Consider the following 15,521-nt stretch of genomic DNA (forward strand, 5'->3'; position numbering starts at 1 on the left):
TATTATTGTGTGAAGGCTTTTTTTTTGGAAGTTCTACTCCGCGAATGCGGATGTATTCTTTATATTTTTATTTTACGGGGTTACTGTAATCCTATCTGCTTTCCGATCTGTATTATTTCACTCCGGATATTGGAGTCAAGTTTTAAGAGCAGGAGAACGTACAAAATAGCTCCCAGTATTATTGGGATTAATGTAAGCCATATGTTTGATAAAGGCACTAAAATCCGATAACATCCCACCCCCAGTCCCATTGTTATAGTTGCGATTGCGATATTTTTTATTTCCTGGTATTCAAGTCTAACGTGAATCATACGTTTCAATGCCAGGTATGCGAGTAAAGAGTTCAGGATCATGGTAATAAGAGTTGCAACCGCTGCTCCGAGGATCCCAAGGATCGGAATCAACATGAAATCAAGGGCTATATTTGCAGTTGCTGCTACCGCTGTTACTTTAAATGATTCTTTTGGGTGGTTCAGGGCATTCAGATACATGGTTTGCAGAAACATGAACACATTTACAAGTTGCACTGCCAGTAGCACGTAAAAGGTCTGCGTGCCCCGTGCAAAACCTTCTCCATAAAAGAAATAGAGCATTTTATCCCCGAGTATAATTCCTCCTGCAAAAACAGGTACTGCAAGCAGCAAAGAATATGTTATGCCTTTTGCAAAGGCATTCTCTGCCATTTTTAATTCTCCGTTTGCATTCCAGTTGCTCACTTTTGGGAAGAGTACCGTTTTCATTGCGAGTGTTGTAAAGGTTGCAGCTGTTGTAAATTGAAATGCTACCCTGTATATCCCAACATCGGCGGTTTCTAAAAACTGTCCTATAATTATTGTGTCGGCATAGCTGAATACAAGGCTTCCACTTGAAGCTAAAAAAATCCAGAAGGAATATGAAAATATGCTTTTTAAATGTTCGGTATTAAATCTTTTAAATCTGAGGTCTAAATAATGAAATCCTATTACAGTGGCTGCGATCATTCCAAATATAAAGCCCCCGGCAAGCCCATTTGCCCCGAAGCCCAGGTATACGGCAATCACCTGAAAAACCGTACATCCTGCACTGCTTATAAACCCACAAGTTTGATTTAATCCCACTTTCCCGGAGCCGTAGTTCCCATTTGAAACACTATTCCAGAAAATCCCGATAATTAAAGCTATAAACAGCCATGAATACATTCCTGATTGGTCGACATTTTCAAGGATAGGCCTGGCAAAAAGAAGTATAATTATAGAAACTCCTACAAGAAAGATCCTTAATACAAAAACTGTCGTGAAATATTCATTTTTTTCTCTTCCTTCGCTTATCCTCTTAACTGCTGCTCCTCCCAAACCACCATCCAGGATCAGGGTTAAGGTATTAAAGTAGGCTAAAAAAAGAAAGTATGATCCCAGTACTGATTCTCCAACAGAATGGGCAAAATACATTGTACTTAAAAAACCAATTGCGGTGAGTAATATTGTTGTGGAAAGGGTCACAATGCTCTGGCGACGCAATTGTTCAATTTGCATAATCCTGGTGAAGGATGAACCAATGCTAATAATTTTTACCATTTTTTTATCCTTAATTGAACATTGTTTAGTTAATATATTGCACTTTCCGCAAATGTCCACAAAAATGCCATATATTTCTCAAGAGGGAAATCGCTGAAATGGCAATGTCGCTTAAAATGAACTATATTGGACAAATTGGAAACTAAATTCTACTACTGTGTAAATCTGTGGGATGTAGGTAACATATAAACCAAGATTATTTCTAATAGACACAACAGTTGCCCTTTTTTATATTACTACCTTTTTCTTTGTTATCACTTTTGATTCTTGTATGTTTTCTTTTTAATTCTCTTTTTATGTACTGATGGCTTGTTTTCTGAATAAAAGATCTGATATAATTATTTCTAGTTGTATTGGTTTCAATTATATTTTTTACAGAGCTAGCTTATTATATTTTTTTAAATCATGTGAAAAAATCTCAAAATTTTTTCTTGAATTGTAATTATTTTCCCAATTATCTCTGCTTTTTTTTCTTTTCCTCATCATTTTGTTTGGATTTTCCATCATTTTAGATAATGCTTCCATAATTTCTTCTGGACTTGGATTCTTACTGAGCAGCAAACCTACATCATTAGATACAATTTCTGGGGTGCCACCAACTTCCGTAGCAATGACTGGAATTCCACAGCTTTGAGCTTCCATTATTGAAACCGGAATCCCTTCTAAAGCACTTACGTTTATAAATACGTCAGTACAGTTGTTTTTATAATATGAAAAAATCTCTTCGTTAGGCATATATCCAATGAATTTATGTGTGATGTTCTCCGGTAAAGTTTTATTTGCAATATCTTCTAATTCGAGTTGTAATGGTCCATATCCAATATGAGTCCATTCATATTTTTGGGAACTTTTTGTTTTGCCTAATAATTCAAGGCTTTGAATCAGTAAATCTATACGTTTCACAGGGATAATAGACGAACAGGATACAATTCTAAAAATATTATCTGATGATGGGGATGATAAAAATCCCCTGTCTTTTGTGCCTAGTCTTGAAACCTTAAATAAATTCTCAAAAGAAGGATATTTGGCTAAAATGTATCTCTTTCCATGTTCTGAGATTAAATAGAGTCTATTCAAGTATTTTAAAACTTCTGGGCGGTGGAGTAAATAATTACTTTCACTATAAAGATCTCCACTATGCGCTCTGGCCACGATTTTCATTGTAGGTTTTTTTTGTTTTGCCATTGAAATTCCAGAGGTTGCAAGAGAAAGCCAGTAGGTGTAAAACACAGTCTTTGAAAGATCGATTTTTTGGTATTCTATGTATCTTTCAACCCATTTTTTTATACTCACTGCTCTTCCGAAAAAACCTATTGATGTTTTAATTGTAGATATATTGAGAAACATTTTTGGTTGGTTAACTATCTCTCTGTAAAAATCAATAGATGTGATGGCGTTTGATATCAATGAAATTTTGTTAATTATATCTTTATTGAGGGATGCCTGTTCTTTTAATAATGAATCGTCAATTTCAACGTTCTCTGGAAGTTTTCCTACTCTTTCAACAGAATTGGAATATAATAGAGGGATCAATATCACTTTTTCGAATGTTGCACTTAAGTACGGAATTTCAGGATCTAAAAAAGATTCTGCTATGTCTCCATATGGATAATAAGAAGTAAATAATAACACTATATTATTTTCTTTTTTCTTCATAGTTTTACCGCCATCGCAAGAGTCTGTCTTATTATCTCATCAACAATATTTTTTTCATAAATGATCTTATATGAACTATTTTTGAGATACCTTTATGGTAGGAATCTGATGGGTTGCGAATTTGCTGTATATTTTAAGTCAAATTTTTGTATACTATGGAAGAAATTGATCTTTTGATATTGATTTTTTGACTCAATTACTTATTGAGATTTGTGATCTTACTGAAAAATTGGCATACTGTCATAAATCTCTGAATTAATTAATTTTAAGAAAATATTCATCTTACCTCAGCAGGAAACCCCCTTCCTCGACATTTCCAGCTTGCCGGAAATGGCAGGTGGGGGAGGAATGCGTCATCTGTACCATCTGAACTAATGTTGTACTCCTCGCACTCAGTCTCCTGCATTTTTTCTTAACATTAACACTATCTGAAATTTTGTTTCCGAATATATCTGAGATTGAAAAATACCCGGATGACCGTTTGCCACGAATGAACCCAGTCCCGTTTTCCGTTTTTACAATATCAAATTTCCTGAGCCCAAACAGCTTTCCGGTAGGTATTTTCTTCTCTGATCTCTTCCCTCTCCGCTGCTGATAATCTCCCGCAGGAACGTTTCTTTTTAGAAAAACCGAATCTTCTACCTCTACTTTCTGATCGTCCCTGCAACAGATAGCAACAGCATCAAAGTAATGTGTTTTTAACAGCTTCAAGACCTGCTCTCTCCTGTACTTTGTTTCGTACCCGAAAGTCTCTGCAAAACTCCAGCCGGATTTCCGGATTTGGGATTTGAGGATCCCGATTTCAGTTGCATGTTTTGTTTTTGACTTTTTCCCTGAAAGCTTGAATTCTCCATTGTGCAGGGCTTTGTGACAGGTTTCACAAAGCGTAATCAGGTTTTCCGGAGCATCTGATCCCTTCTGTGACCTGAAAACAATGTGATGGCAATGTAGCCGGGAATCCTTTGACTTTCCCCTGCAATGCTGGCAGGTGTAGCCGTCCCGGTCCAGAACGTAAGCTTTGACATTGTAGAAGCCTTTAAGGTCCCCTTCCTGATACCCAACCCCGGAAACCTCCGGATTTGTTATTTTGTGAATATCAAAGGAAGCAAGCTCTACCTTCCACCTGGTTACTGGAAGCAGGGATTCCACAAACCTCTTTTCCCGGAAATGAGCTTCAAGTTTGCTTTTGATGGAAGGAGCTAATCTCCCTTCTCTCCTTGAATTTCCCCGGTTATCAAATCTTGCAGGTCTATATCTTGTTTTTCTACCTCTTCTGGTTCTCCGGTACATCTTCCGTTGTTCCATCTTTTTCGAAACGTTTTCTCTCAGGTAAATTTCGGATTGATACAACACTTTTCCGTTAGCAATGGCTGCACAGCCCACGACCTTAGAGCCGGTATCCATCCCTGCAATTACAGGTTGAGTATACCCATTGCTTCCGAAAAGTAACTTGATGGTGAATGGAGTATTTCGGACCACTTTTGCCTTGCCTGCTTGCAGTAGCTTTCTGGCTTTTGAAGGTTTACAGGGCATTAGTGGTTTTTTGTTTTGATTGATTACGAAAACTAACATATAGTTTTCCTCCGAAGAGTTATGCGTATCCGAATTGTGGACTCCAACTTCGTGAAGTTGGAGTGTTACAGCGTAGCTGGAACCAGTCAATTCCGGAATCCGACCTCCTCTTGATCTGATATGGAAAGGTTTAACGATGCAAGCACTGTCCCTACCTCTCAGGACTGTTTAACCGGCATCCTTAGAGCCTTAAACTGAGGCGGCATTCAAGGGTAACTATTTCTTTCCTATCGTTTACCGATTTTGTTAACTCCAATCGGTGATCTGGTCAACCAGAGCTTGTTAGACAAGCCCCTTCCTCAAAAACCTGAGCCGTTAGGCGAAGGTTTTAGGGAGGGGTAGTTGACATACTTAAGTTTGGGATCTTACTTTTTAACCGTTTATTGTTTTGTATATTTCAATTAATTGTTTCTCCATCATTTCCCAATTATATTTCTTTTCAACAGCTATTCTGCCATTGATACCCATTTTTTTTGATTCTTGAGGATTCTCTATCAGATATATTATATTTTCAGCAATTTTGTCTTTATCCGTTGGATCCGTCAATAAGCCGCATTTTGCTTCTTTTATTATTTTGCCCATTGCAGGTAAATCACTAGCAATAACTGCTTTACTGCAGGCCATGTATTCAAATAATTTTAAGGGATAAGCAGTTTTTTTGAATCTTTCTGTTGGATACAAAAGCACTGTACCTATTTTTGAGATTCCGATATATTTTGGGATTTCTATGTGAGGAAGGAATCCTAAATATTCAATATTCTTTTCAAGCTTATTTTTTTTAATGTATTCAAAACATTTACTTTTAAATTTATTCGTTTCAAAATTGCCTAGAAGGAGTAATTTTATTGAGGGGTATTTATTTGAGACTTTATTTGTTGCCTCAATGAGGTTAAATATTCCTCTTTCTTCAGCCAACCCACCTATATAAATAATTACATCCTCATCCTTATATTTCTCTTCAATAAAAGGGTCATTATTTCCTTCAAATAGCTGTAATGTAGGTAGATTGATTATTGGATGGACATTTTCATTAAAATTTTTATACCTTTTTGCAATTCCTTCGTCAGCGGTGATAATTGCATCAAAATAGCGGCAGAATAAAGGTTCGATGAAATACAGAAGAAATATAAAAAATACCTTTCTTTGAAGACTCATATCATGCAATTTGTCTACATAATATTCATGAACATCATAAATTACTTTTTTTCTTTTAAAGAATTTTAGATACAAAGCAGCTGGTAAAGATTCAGGTTCGTGGAAATGGTATACATCCGCATTAATGTTTACCGAATTTTTTATCATTTGTCTCAATAACTGTAGGTATTGTTTTGGGTCCACTTTTTTATCGATTCCTATGATTTTAATCCCGTCTACTTCATCTATGGTTTTTTCACTGGTGTGGCCCAAGACACTGACATCATAACCCACTTTTTTAAGGCTTTTTGCTTCTTTATAAAATATCCGGGTATCGAGAGGATTATGGCTTGTTGACAACATACAAATTTTTAACATTATACCCTTGCCTGTATTCTGCAGAATATTTTTTTATATCTTTTAGTGTGAACACCCCACCCGTCAGGTTAACGCCTATCGAGAAAGGGGACTTTCTGTCTTATTGTTAAACTTCCATATCCAAATACGTGGTTTCTTACTCAGTTTTTTCTAATTAATTGTAGTTTCCGAATTCAAGCATACAATTTTCAAAGGATTTGTTCATATATTTCTTTTATTCTCCTGGTATTTGATTCCCAGAAACGATAATCTTCAGGGTTTAATTTTTCTGGCTTTTTATCAAGATTCTCTGAAATGGCATTTTCAAGCTCAGAACTTTTTGCAATCAGCAGATTTTTTCTGTCCTCTTCTTTTGAGATTCCCGAGGCTATTACAAGTCTTCCAAAATTAAGGTATTCATTAAGTTTCCAGACACTTTTATCGGTTGTGTATTTGGTAAGCATGCTTTCCTGGAAAGGGATCAGACATATTTTTGCATTTTGTATTATGCCTGGTATATTTTCATGTGGCTGCCAACCCAGATATTCTATATTTTGTGGTTTTTTTGCTAAATACCACTTTGCAAAAGGTCCATCTCCCACAATTCGAAACTTTTCTTCTGGAAACTTTTTAGCAATGTTCAAAAGGCTCTTTATGCCTTCCCTCTCACATATTCTCCCAAGAAAAGTTATTGCTGTATCTTCCTTCAAATTCTCCTTAGCATTGTTCACAAAACTTTTCCATGGGTAGTTTGGAATTTCATCTATTTCGGTCTGTAAATTTCCGATGTAAGTTTTAACTTTTTCTCCGAGAGGCTTGTTTACTGTAGTAATAAGATCGGCGTTAATTGCTAGTTTTTTCTCAAAGTGTTCAGCTACTATCTTCCCTGCCAGACCTACGTTCATTTGCAGCTCAAGACCCCAGGGTGACCTATAATCATAGATCATTTTCTTGAAAAATTTGCCTTTGAGTTCTGGCAATCTGCTGTATATCACATCAGGTACATTAAAAATATGAATGACATCTGGTTTTTCATTCTTGATTAATTGCTCTGCAAGCCCGGCTATTTTTATCCAGTTTCTACTCTCAAATTTTGGAACTATAACATCGTATCCAAGTTCTTCCAGACTCCCTTTGAACATTTGAAGACGGGTTGTTCTCTCAGGTTGACTGGAAAGTAATAAAACTCTCATATGGCTCTCCTCAAGACCTCTTCGTATTTTCGGGCAAGGACTTCCCAGTCAAAAGTCTTTGCAAGTTCTCTATATTTTTTCTCATTATCCGGAGTCTCCAGAATTCTTTTTGTTTCCCTTATGAACCCTTCCTTATCATCGTAGTAAAATAAGTTATCCCCGAGCATTCTTACAAGGGAAATTGTCCTGCTGGATAAAACAGGCCTTCCGCAAGCAAGGTAATTAAAGACTTTTCCTCCAGCTGCATATTCGTTTTTATCCATTTTTTTCAATGTATTGAGCCCTATATCCATAGCCGAAATATAGGTTCCGAGCTCCTCATAGGGTACAGCCCCTGTAAACCTGATCCTTTCCGAAACTCCTAGCTTGTTTGCCATTTCTTTGATTTTCTCACCGTAATCTGTAAATAATCCCGGACCCACAACCAGAAGCGTTACTTTCAGGTCAGGGAGAGCCTCGACAGCAGTTTCTAGGTCTACCCAGTGCTCAAGGGAACCCACATATCCAATAACATTTCCTTTAAGGTCAAGTGCTTTTTTTGCTTCTTCTTTAGGGATAGGTTTTAAAAGACTGCAATTTACCCCATTTGGGATAACTTCTGCGTCTTCTACTCCTATTTCTGCAAGAAAATCTTTGAGTTCCTGGGTGACAGTTATTACAGAAGCTGCATGTTTCAGATTGTACCTTGTAATCTGCCCTACTCCTTTCTTGACAATTTTCCCAAAAAAAGACTCCGGATAATATACTGATGCAGATTCTTCCAGGTGATCAAGGTAATCAAAAACTACGGGAACATTTAACATATTTATCAAAAACGATGGAAGAATATTTGTGGAGAGTACTACATCTATATCTTTTTCTTTAATTATCTCTCTCATTTTCATAAAGTGCTTTGGCCAATTTAACAAATAATATAGAGAAGGATCTCCCACATCTATAAATTTTGTATCCACAAGTTTGCAAGCTGTTTTTCTTGGCTTGTTATTTTTGAACGCTTTGAGGTTGAAATGCAGAACATACACTTCATGTTTTTCTGCAAGGATATCAAATACGAAATTAAGCCTGTTAGGCACAGGATGTCTGATCCAATCAGTGGTTGGTATCACAAGAATTTTCATGGGATTTTCCTTTCGATTTTATGTATGTTTTACATATCAGACTTAAATTTGGAACACTATTTATATTTTTTCTCATTCTTTACAAAGATATCATATATTATATTAATAATAATTAACTTATATGTTATTCGTGTATTCTTTATTTTTTTATTTGTTATTATTTGGGTAATAGAAAACCTGAGAACAACAACTTTATAAGGTATCTACTCAAAGTGAGTAAAACATTAAAGTTTTAATGCATTATTAGAGAAACCAAGGCCTATTCCAAAAAAAGACAACTTGCTCTGTAAAATAATGGTTGCTATAATTGTATTCTGGATTCGAATATTTCCTAAATACAACGTTTTCCTGTCCAACGGCTTTGTAAGGTTCAATGGGAATGACTCCTGGCACCAAATGCGTGTTGTTGACACTATTATTCTCAACTATTCTGGGTTTTTTTGAAGGAGCCTGTCACTTTTTATAAAACACTTACTTATTTCTACTATTTGTCCGTTATTTAGATATACTATTAAAAAAGTTATTTTAGAGGTTTAGGGTTTCTTAAAGTGTAATTGATCAGGATCATAAACCGTTTCATTTGAATCGATTTGATTTTTCTTCTTACATAACTTATATATTGTATAACTTATATATTACACAAATCTCTATCACATAAAATATATATTATTCAAATCATATATTATTTAGATTATATATTTGATTGCAAAAATGTACTCCTGAAGGAGATTACTATGAGTTCTCAGGATCGTCCTGTATCAACGTTTAAGTCTAAACTAAAATCCAGCTTGCCATATACTCTGGCAGTTGCAATAATTGGTTTTGTAGCTCTATGGATCAGAATACTTCCATCAGATTCGGTGTTCCTATCCAATGGGTTTGTAAGGTTTGGGGGCAACGATCCCTGGTACCATATGCGGACCTTGAATGCTCTCCTTGAAAACTACCCTAACAGGATGTTTTTCAACCCGATGACCAACTACCCTAATGGGAGTTACATCCATTTCGGTCCGCTGTTTGACCAGATGATGGCTATAACCTCTCTGTTCCTGGGAATGGGTAGTCCAAGTCAGGAACTGGTTAATACTGTAGGAGCTTATTTCCCTGCAGTGCTCGGAGCCCTTACGGTCGTTCCTGTTTACTACATCGGAAAGTGTCTCGGTGGACGGAAAACAGGGATATTGGCTGCAATTTTAATCGCCTTTGCCCCGGGACAATTTTTGTCCCGTTCAATGATCGGCTTTACAGACCACCATGTAGCTGAGGCTCTATTCAGTACTTTCTTCATGATGTTTTTCATGCTGGCTTTGATTTCTTCAAAGGAAAAAGGGTTGAGTTTCGAGCATGTAATTACTAAAAATCTCAGTGTCCTGAAAGAGCCTCTGGTATATTCTGTTATGGCCGGTATCATGTATTCGGCTTATCAGCTCTCATGGCCTGGAGCTTCTCTTTTCTTATTAGTCGCTTTAGTTTATGCTGTATTCCAATATATCCTGAATAACTTCCGTAAAGAATCCAGTGACTACCTTGGGTTTACAGGCATAGTCACATTTCTTGTAAGTACAATACTTATACTTCCCTTCGTCCACTCTGATATGGGGTTTTCGATGTATTATTATTCCTGGTTCCATGTTGTCACTGCTTTTGGAGCGATGACTGGCTTTGTGTTCTTGAGTCTCATTGAAAAGGAGTTCAACAGGGGAAATATAAAGGGTTATTATTATCCACTGGTTATATTCGGAATTGTTATTTTGGGACTGCTGGCAGCAAAAATTGCAGTTCCTTCCCTTTATTCACTGGTCATTAATGCTCCAAATACAATTTTCGGTATTAAAACCGGTGGAGCGTCCACAATTGCCGAAGCCTCTTCCATATTTTACGAAGGTGGAGTTTTTACTCTCTCGAGAGCTTTTGGAAATTTCACAATGTCCGGATTCTTTGCGTCTCTCCTCGGAATGTCAATACTGGCTGTAAATATCTTCAGAAAGCCGAAGCCTGAAGAAGTACTGGTTCTTGTCTGGAGTTTTTTAATTTTCCTTACAATCTACGGTCAGAATCGTTTTGCATACTATTACTCCATTAATGTAGCAGTTCTCAGTGCTTATGTAGGAGGCTTGCTGCTTGAACTTGTAAAATGGGACCAGCTTAATGAGAATTTCAAATCCAGTGTGAAATCTCCTGCAGATATCCCTGGATTTTTGAAGTTCGTTAAAATAGAACAGGTGATTGCAGTCCTCGCTATAGCAGTTGTTCTTATCTACCCGGTATACGGCTCTGCAATGCAACTTACAAAAGGCACAGGAGGTCCTGATGGGCCCTGGATTGAAGCCTGTATGTGGCTCCAGTCCTATACTCCGGACCCAGGCATGGATTACAACGCAGTCTACGAAGCCCCTGAGAACGGCGAACTCTTCCAGTATCCGGATACCGCATACGGAGTCATGTCCTGGTGGGATTACGGGCACTGGATTGAAACGATCGGGCACAGGATGCCCAATGCCAATCCTTTCCAGGCTGGAATTGGAGGGCGCAGAGGGAGTATTGAAGATGAAAACCAGCCCGGTTCTTCCACCTTCTTTACAGCCCAATCCGAAGAAGAAGCAACCGCAGTGCTGGAAGCTGTTGACCCTAACCCGGATAAAGCCGGAGCCCGTTATATCGTTTCAGACGTCGAAATGGCAACAAGCAAGTTCTATGCGATGTCAGCCTGGACCCTTGATACTGAAGGATACTACCAGTCTTACTGGACAGGGAGCGGAAATCAGTACCTTCCTTCCACACGTTACTTCAACTCAATGGAGTCAAGGTTGCATATTCTGGACGGAAACGGCCTGAAGCAGTATCGTCTGGTCCACGAAACCTGGGCGTATCAGACGCAGGAAGTCGTGTACAAACAGGTTTACAATCTCCTTTTCGAAGACAGAATCCCCGAAACAGATACGGGTTATGTCAAAATTTTCGAATACGTCAAGGGTGCAAGAATCACAGGAACTGCTTCCCCTAATGAAACAGTCAAAATAAGTACGACAATTCTAACGGGCCAGGGAAGAACCTTTGACTATTCCCAGTCGACAACTTCGGATTCTATGGGCAGGTATGAGTTTACCGTTCCCTATTCAACCGAAGGCCCCATTCCCGGGGAGACCCAGTTCGATACTGCACCTTCAGGTTCTTATGTCGTGAGCTATGGGACTACTATTAAGGAAGTGAGGGTCGGTGAGGAAGCAGTATTAAATGGAGAAGAAGTAAAGGTCTAAAAGTAAGATTTGCATTTCGAAGTAAAGTCTAAAGCAATAAGATGTGCGGTTCAGGTTCTTCTGCACATCTGCTTTTCTTTCAGTTTTTTCTTTCAGTTTTTCTTTACTGTACTTTTTTATTTTACATATCCGCCACTTAGATATACTATTAAAAAAACCTACTTCAAAGGTGATGTGTGATGGAAAACCCTATCATAGGCCGAGTATGGAAATTCGGAAACGATATAGATACTGATGTAATTATCCCGGGAAAATATCTGCGGACAAAGGATATGCAGGTTTTTGCAGTTCATGCGATGGAGGGTATAGACCCTGAGTTCTCAAAAAAGGCAAAACCTGGAGATATTATTGTTGCAGGGGAAAATTTTGGGTGCGGTTCATCAAGGGAACAAGCTCCTCTTGCTATAAAGCACGCGGGAATAGCCTGCGTTGTAGCAAAGTCCTTTGCAAGAATCTTTTTCAGAAATGCGATTAATGTGGGGCTGCCCCTTATGGAAGCTGATGTTGAGTGCCAGGAAGGGGACGAGATCGAAGTTGACCTGCTCAAAGGGGAGGTCAGAGTTTCAGGAAAAGGTGTGTTCAGTGGAAACAAATTGCCTGACTTCCTGCTTGAAATGCTGACCGATGGTGGACTCGTTGCCCATAGAAAAAAAATACAGAGCCAGCAGAAGGAATAATAACTGGTTAAGATAGTAATGGATATTACTGGTTAAATTACTGGTTAAATTACTGGTTAAATTACTGGTTAATATGGTAACTAATATCTTAACTGACTTGATTGAGCAAGATTACTAACAAGAAACAGGATCTGGTCCAGTAAGCCAACCAGATCCAGAAAACATTCAAACAACCGATAACTATGATTTTTCCTGATGAGTACAAGTATGTGGGCGTAACAAAAGCCCTTCCAGAGGGTACGGAAGAACCCATTTATTTCCTTACCGAGTACCTGGTCGAAGAAAGAGAAAATCCCGAAAAAGGCAGCTTTGAGTATGCAGTTTACCATGTGACTAAAAGTGGGGAAGGGTTTCTCAGAAAGGTCGAGAGCCTCGAACTGATCGCCTCTGGAGATGAGGTGGTCAAATATGACAGGGAATTGAACATAAAAGACCGTACCCTTCTGATTGAGACTGCATTGGAGCTCTGCAAAGGGAAGGTGAACACTGTCATTTTTACAGGTGTGGACAGGCATGTCACAATAGTCCATGATCCTGAACCCTCGAACATCCTTGAAATAGAGATCCTTGATGTTGCGCCCCCTGAACCGGCTTGGCTTTTGCAGGTTGTAAGGAGGCTTGAAGCTAGCGGTATTTTCGGGGACCTGCAGATTCGATTTACTGAAAAGATAATTGACCTCAGGCAATTCGAAGGAGAAAATACCGTTTTTCCCTGCAGCTCATCAGGGCTTGAAGGAAAATGCCTGGACTCGGACGTGCTGACCGAAAACGGACACCTTCTTGTAGGGTGTGAGATCTCAAAGACCCTTTTTGAAATGCGTTTTCCGGAACTTGAGTATTCTTTCGTAAATATCTGTCCTTTTAAGTCCGAAATAGTAGTGCCCTCAAAATCCTTTATTACGCGCTGCTGCAGGTCCGAGAAATCAGGGCTTGTCACAATCAATGACTTTGAAGGGGCTGTTGTCCATTGGGGAGCTTCGGAATATCAGGTTTCGGAGGCTGTCAGGAGGCTTGTGAACCGGCTGAGGGAAAAAGAAGCCCGGGATTCCTAAGCTGGATATTCTGGAAGCTTAAAATCTATGTTTCATAAAAGATTATGTATGTTACAGCGTCCTTCAAATGTATTTCGGTAACATTTAATTAAATTTTATTAATTTTTAAGTGGATTTCAGTAACCCTCAGGTATATTGAAATGCCCTTCATCTGCATTGCAGAAACCTTCAACTGCATTACAGCAATCTTTAAGTGTTGCCTAATTTCTTATCCAGGTAAATCCTATCATAAAATGAAAGTGGAGTAACTGTTCGATGTCTTTTTTAACCTATTTCCTCTTAGCGCTCGGGCTTGCAATGGATGCTTTTGCAGTTTCCATGTCCAGTGGTTCAACGATAAGGCCTTTCAGTCTCAATGATGCTCTGAAGCTGGCTATTTTTTTCGGGGGCTTTCAGGCTTTCATGCCGGTGCTGGGCTGGCTTGGGGGAAGTGTAGTAAGTGGGTTTGTTTCAGACTATGCTCCCTGGATTGCTTTTGGGCTTCTTACCTTTATCGGGGGCAAAATGATTTATGAGGTTCTTTACGGAGACCCGGAAGGGAAAGTAAATTCCCTTAACTATTCTGTGCTTTTCTTGCTTGCAGTTGCAACAAGCATAGATGCTCTTGCAGTTGGAATTAGTTTTGCGGTTCTTAAGATACCTATACTTGAACCCGTTATTATCATAGGCTGCGTAACTTTTTTCATGTCTTTTTTCGGGGCGATTCTGGGATACCGAATTGGCCATTTCTTTGAACATGAAGTTGAAGTCCTTGGTGGGCTGATCCTTATAGGACTTGGCGGAAAAATCCTTGCCGAACACCTGCTCTGGATCTGAAAAATCTGTTTTCAGGATCTTAAAACTCTTTTTCTGGATCTGAAATATCGACTTCAGAATCTTAAACAGTTACGCCAGATTCATATACTCCAAGCCATAGATGCAGTACCATGAGACTGGCAGTAATCGAAGGTGACGGGATCGGCAGAGAAGTGATCCCTGCAGCTGTGGAAGTACTGGATGCGTTCGGGCTTGAGCTTGAGAAAGTTTCCCTGGAACTGGGCTATACCAGATGGGAACGAACCGGAACTGCAATGTCAGAAGAAGACATTGAAACCATAAAAGGATGTGATGTGGTCCTTTTTGGGGCAATCACCACGGTTCCGGACCCTAATTACAAAAGTGTGCTTCTCACAATCAGAAAAGAACTTGACCTCTATGCCAATGTGAGGCCTGTAAAACCTATCCCTGGCATAATGGGCGTTACCGGGAGAAATGATTTCGATTTTATTATTGTCAGGGAAAATACCGAAGGGCTGTATTCGGGGATCGAGGAAATAGGTCCTGACTTTTCCTGGACTAAGAGAGTAGTTACCAGAAAAGGCTCTGAGAGGATTGCGGAATACGCCTGCAAGCTTGCAAAGCAGAGAAATAACAAACTTACCATTGTCCACAAATCCAACGTCCTGAAGTCTGACAAGCTCTTTCTTGATGTCTGCCGGCAGGTTGCCAGCTCATATGGGGTGGAATACAGTGATATGCTGGTTGACTCTATGGCTTACAGCCTTATAATGCGCCCCGAAAAATACGATGTTGTGGTCACAACGAACATCTTCGGGGATATTTTGAGTGATATGTGTGCGGCTCTTGTCGGAAGCCTGGGCCTCGTCCCGAGCGCCAACATAGGGGAAAAATACGCCTTCTTCGAGCCTGTGCATGGGAGTGCCCCGGACATCACAGGAAAAGGCATTTCAAATCCATTCGCTGCAATCCTCTGTGTTAAGATGCTGCTGGAATGGATGGGCAACCCCGGAGCTCCGCTCATTGATGAAGCAATAGCCGATGTGCTTCAGAAAAAGATCATAACCCCTGACCTGGGAGGAGTTTCCACAACTGCAGAAGTGGGGCATGCGGTTGCAGAATATGTCAAATATGCATTGAAATAAAGCTGAATAAAGCTATTTCCCTTTCCTTAA

11 protein-coding genes are annotated in these 15,521 nt (G+C 39.1%); 5 read left to right on the top strand and 6 right to left on the bottom strand.

What is annotated here, in order from left to right:
* Nucleotides 1-80: 80 nt before the first annotated feature.
* The 6 genes from MSWH1_RS04330 to MSWH1_RS04355 form a co-directional block, all read right to left on the bottom strand.
* Nucleotides 81-1,553 carry a flippase gene (locus MSWH1_RS04330; RefSeq protein ID WP_048126426.1) on the bottom strand — a complete coding sequence of 491 codons (1,473 nt, stop codon included), beginning with the start codon at nucleotides 1,551-1,553 and terminating at the stop codon, nucleotides 81-83.
* Between the two features lie 372 nt (nucleotides 1,554-1,925).
* Complete coding sequence (locus MSWH1_RS04335; RefSeq protein WP_048126428.1) at nucleotides 1,926-3,209, bottom strand: glycosyltransferase; 1,284 nt, start codon at nucleotides 3,207-3,209, stop codon at nucleotides 1,926-1,928.
* 282 nt (nucleotides 3,210-3,491) lie between these two features.
* Nucleotides 3,492-4,781 carry an RNA-guided endonuclease IscB gene (iscB, locus tag MSWH1_RS04340; protein ID WP_048126432.1) on the bottom strand — a complete coding sequence of 430 codons (1,290 nt, stop codon included), beginning with the start codon at nucleotides 4,779-4,781 and terminating at the stop codon, nucleotides 3,492-3,494.
* A 372-nt stretch (nucleotides 4,782-5,153) separates the two neighbouring features.
* The gene (locus tag MSWH1_RS04345; protein WP_197074617.1) at nucleotides 5,154-6,278 is read right to left on the bottom strand and encodes a glycosyltransferase family 4 protein; all 1,125 of its coding nucleotides are present in this window, start codon (nucleotides 6,276-6,278) and stop codon (nucleotides 5,154-5,156) included.
* A 203-nt stretch (nucleotides 6,279-6,481) separates the two neighbouring features.
* Nucleotides 6,482-7,465: a glycosyltransferase gene (locus MSWH1_RS04350; protein ID WP_048126440.1), complete on the bottom strand. Its 984-nt coding sequence runs from the start codon at nucleotides 7,463-7,465 to the stop codon at nucleotides 6,482-6,484.
* Entirely contained in the window at nucleotides 7,462-8,583 is a 1,122-nt protein-coding gene (locus MSWH1_RS04355) for a glycosyltransferase (RefSeq protein ID WP_048126441.1), read from the bottom strand. The genes MSWH1_RS04350 and MSWH1_RS04355 overlap by 4 nt, the downstream gene beginning before the upstream one ends.
* 734 nt (nucleotides 8,584-9,317) lie before the next feature.
* Here MSWH1_RS04355 and MSWH1_RS04360 point away from each other — a divergent pair.
* The 5 genes from MSWH1_RS04360 to MSWH1_RS04380 all read left to right on the top strand — a co-directional run bounded on the left by MSWH1_RS04360 (nucleotide 9,318) and on the right by MSWH1_RS04380 (nucleotide 15,491).
* On the top strand, nucleotides 9,318-11,840 hold the full coding sequence (locus MSWH1_RS04360) for an oligosaccharyl transferase, archaeosortase A system-associated (RefSeq protein ID WP_048126443.1): 2,523 nt from the start codon (nucleotides 9,318-9,320) through the stop codon (nucleotides 11,838-11,840).
* Nucleotides 11,841-12,019: 179 nt separating this feature from the next.
* Complete coding sequence (gene hacB / locus MSWH1_RS04365; protein WP_048126445.1) at nucleotides 12,020-12,517, top strand: homoaconitase small subunit; 498 nt, start codon at nucleotides 12,020-12,022, stop codon at nucleotides 12,515-12,517.
* Nucleotides 12,518-12,699: 182 nt separating this feature from the next.
* A complete protein-coding gene (locus tag MSWH1_RS04370) occupies nucleotides 12,700-13,569 on the top strand; it encodes a hypothetical protein (RefSeq protein WP_048126446.1) in 870 nt (289 codons plus the stop codon).
* 255 nt (nucleotides 13,570-13,824) lie between these two features.
* Nucleotides 13,825-14,385, top strand: a complete 561-nt coding sequence (locus tag MSWH1_RS04375; protein ID WP_048126449.1) for a manganese efflux pump MntP family protein — start codon at nucleotides 13,825-13,827, stop codon at nucleotides 14,383-14,385.
* A 110-nt stretch (nucleotides 14,386-14,495) separates the two neighbouring features.
* On the top strand, nucleotides 14,496-15,491 hold the full coding sequence (locus MSWH1_RS04380) for an isocitrate/isopropylmalate dehydrogenase family protein (RefSeq protein ID WP_048126451.1): 996 nt from the start codon (nucleotides 14,496-14,498) through the stop codon (nucleotides 15,489-15,491).
* Nucleotides 15,492-15,521: the final 30 nt, after the last annotated feature.

The sequence above is a fragment of the Methanosarcina sp. WH1 genome (assembly GCF_000970005.1).
In the GTDB taxonomy this organism is placed as follows: Archaea; Halobacteriota; Methanosarcinia; order Methanosarcinales; family Methanosarcinaceae; genus Methanosarcina.

Bases quoted from the DNA above. Each gene is read 5' to 3' on its own strand.
- MSWH1_RS04350 (WP_048126440.1), bottom strand. From the start codon at position 7,465: ATGAGAGTTTTATTACTTTCCAGTCAACCTGAGAGAACAACCCGTCTT.
- MSWH1_RS04355 (WP_048126441.1), bottom strand. From the start codon at position 8,583: ATGAAAATTCTTGTGATACCAACCACTGATTGGATCAGACATCCTGTG.
- MSWH1_RS04375 (WP_048126449.1), top strand. From the start codon at position 13,825: ATGTCTTTTTTAACCTATTTCCTCTTAGCGCTCGGGCTTGCAATGGAT.
- MSWH1_RS04360 (WP_048126443.1), top strand. From the start codon at position 9,318: ATGAGTTCTCAGGATCGTCCTGTATCAACGTTTAAGTCTAAACTAAAA.
- iscB (WP_048126432.1), bottom strand. From the start codon at position 4,781: ATGTTAGTTTTCGTAATCAATCAAAACAAAAAACCACTAATGCCCTGT.
- MSWH1_RS04335 (WP_048126428.1), bottom strand. From the start codon at position 3,209: ATGAAGAAAAAAGAAAATAATATAGTGTTATTATTTACTTCTTATTAT.
- MSWH1_RS04380 (WP_048126451.1), top strand. From the start codon at position 14,496: ATGAGACTGGCAGTAATCGAAGGTGACGGGATCGGCAGAGAAGTGATC.
- MSWH1_RS04370 (WP_048126446.1), top strand. From the start codon at position 12,700: ATGATTTTTCCTGATGAGTACAAGTATGTGGGCGTAACAAAAGCCCTT.
- MSWH1_RS04345 (WP_197074617.1), bottom strand. From the start codon at position 6,278: ATGTTGTCAACAAGCCATAATCCTCTCGATACCCGGATATTTTATAAA.
- MSWH1_RS04330 (WP_048126426.1), bottom strand. From the start codon at position 1,553: ATGGTAAAAATTATTAGCATTGGTTCATCCTTCACCAGGATTATGCAA.
- hacB (WP_048126445.1), top strand. From the start codon at position 12,020: ATGGAAAACCCTATCATAGGCCGAGTATGGAAATTCGGAAACGATATA.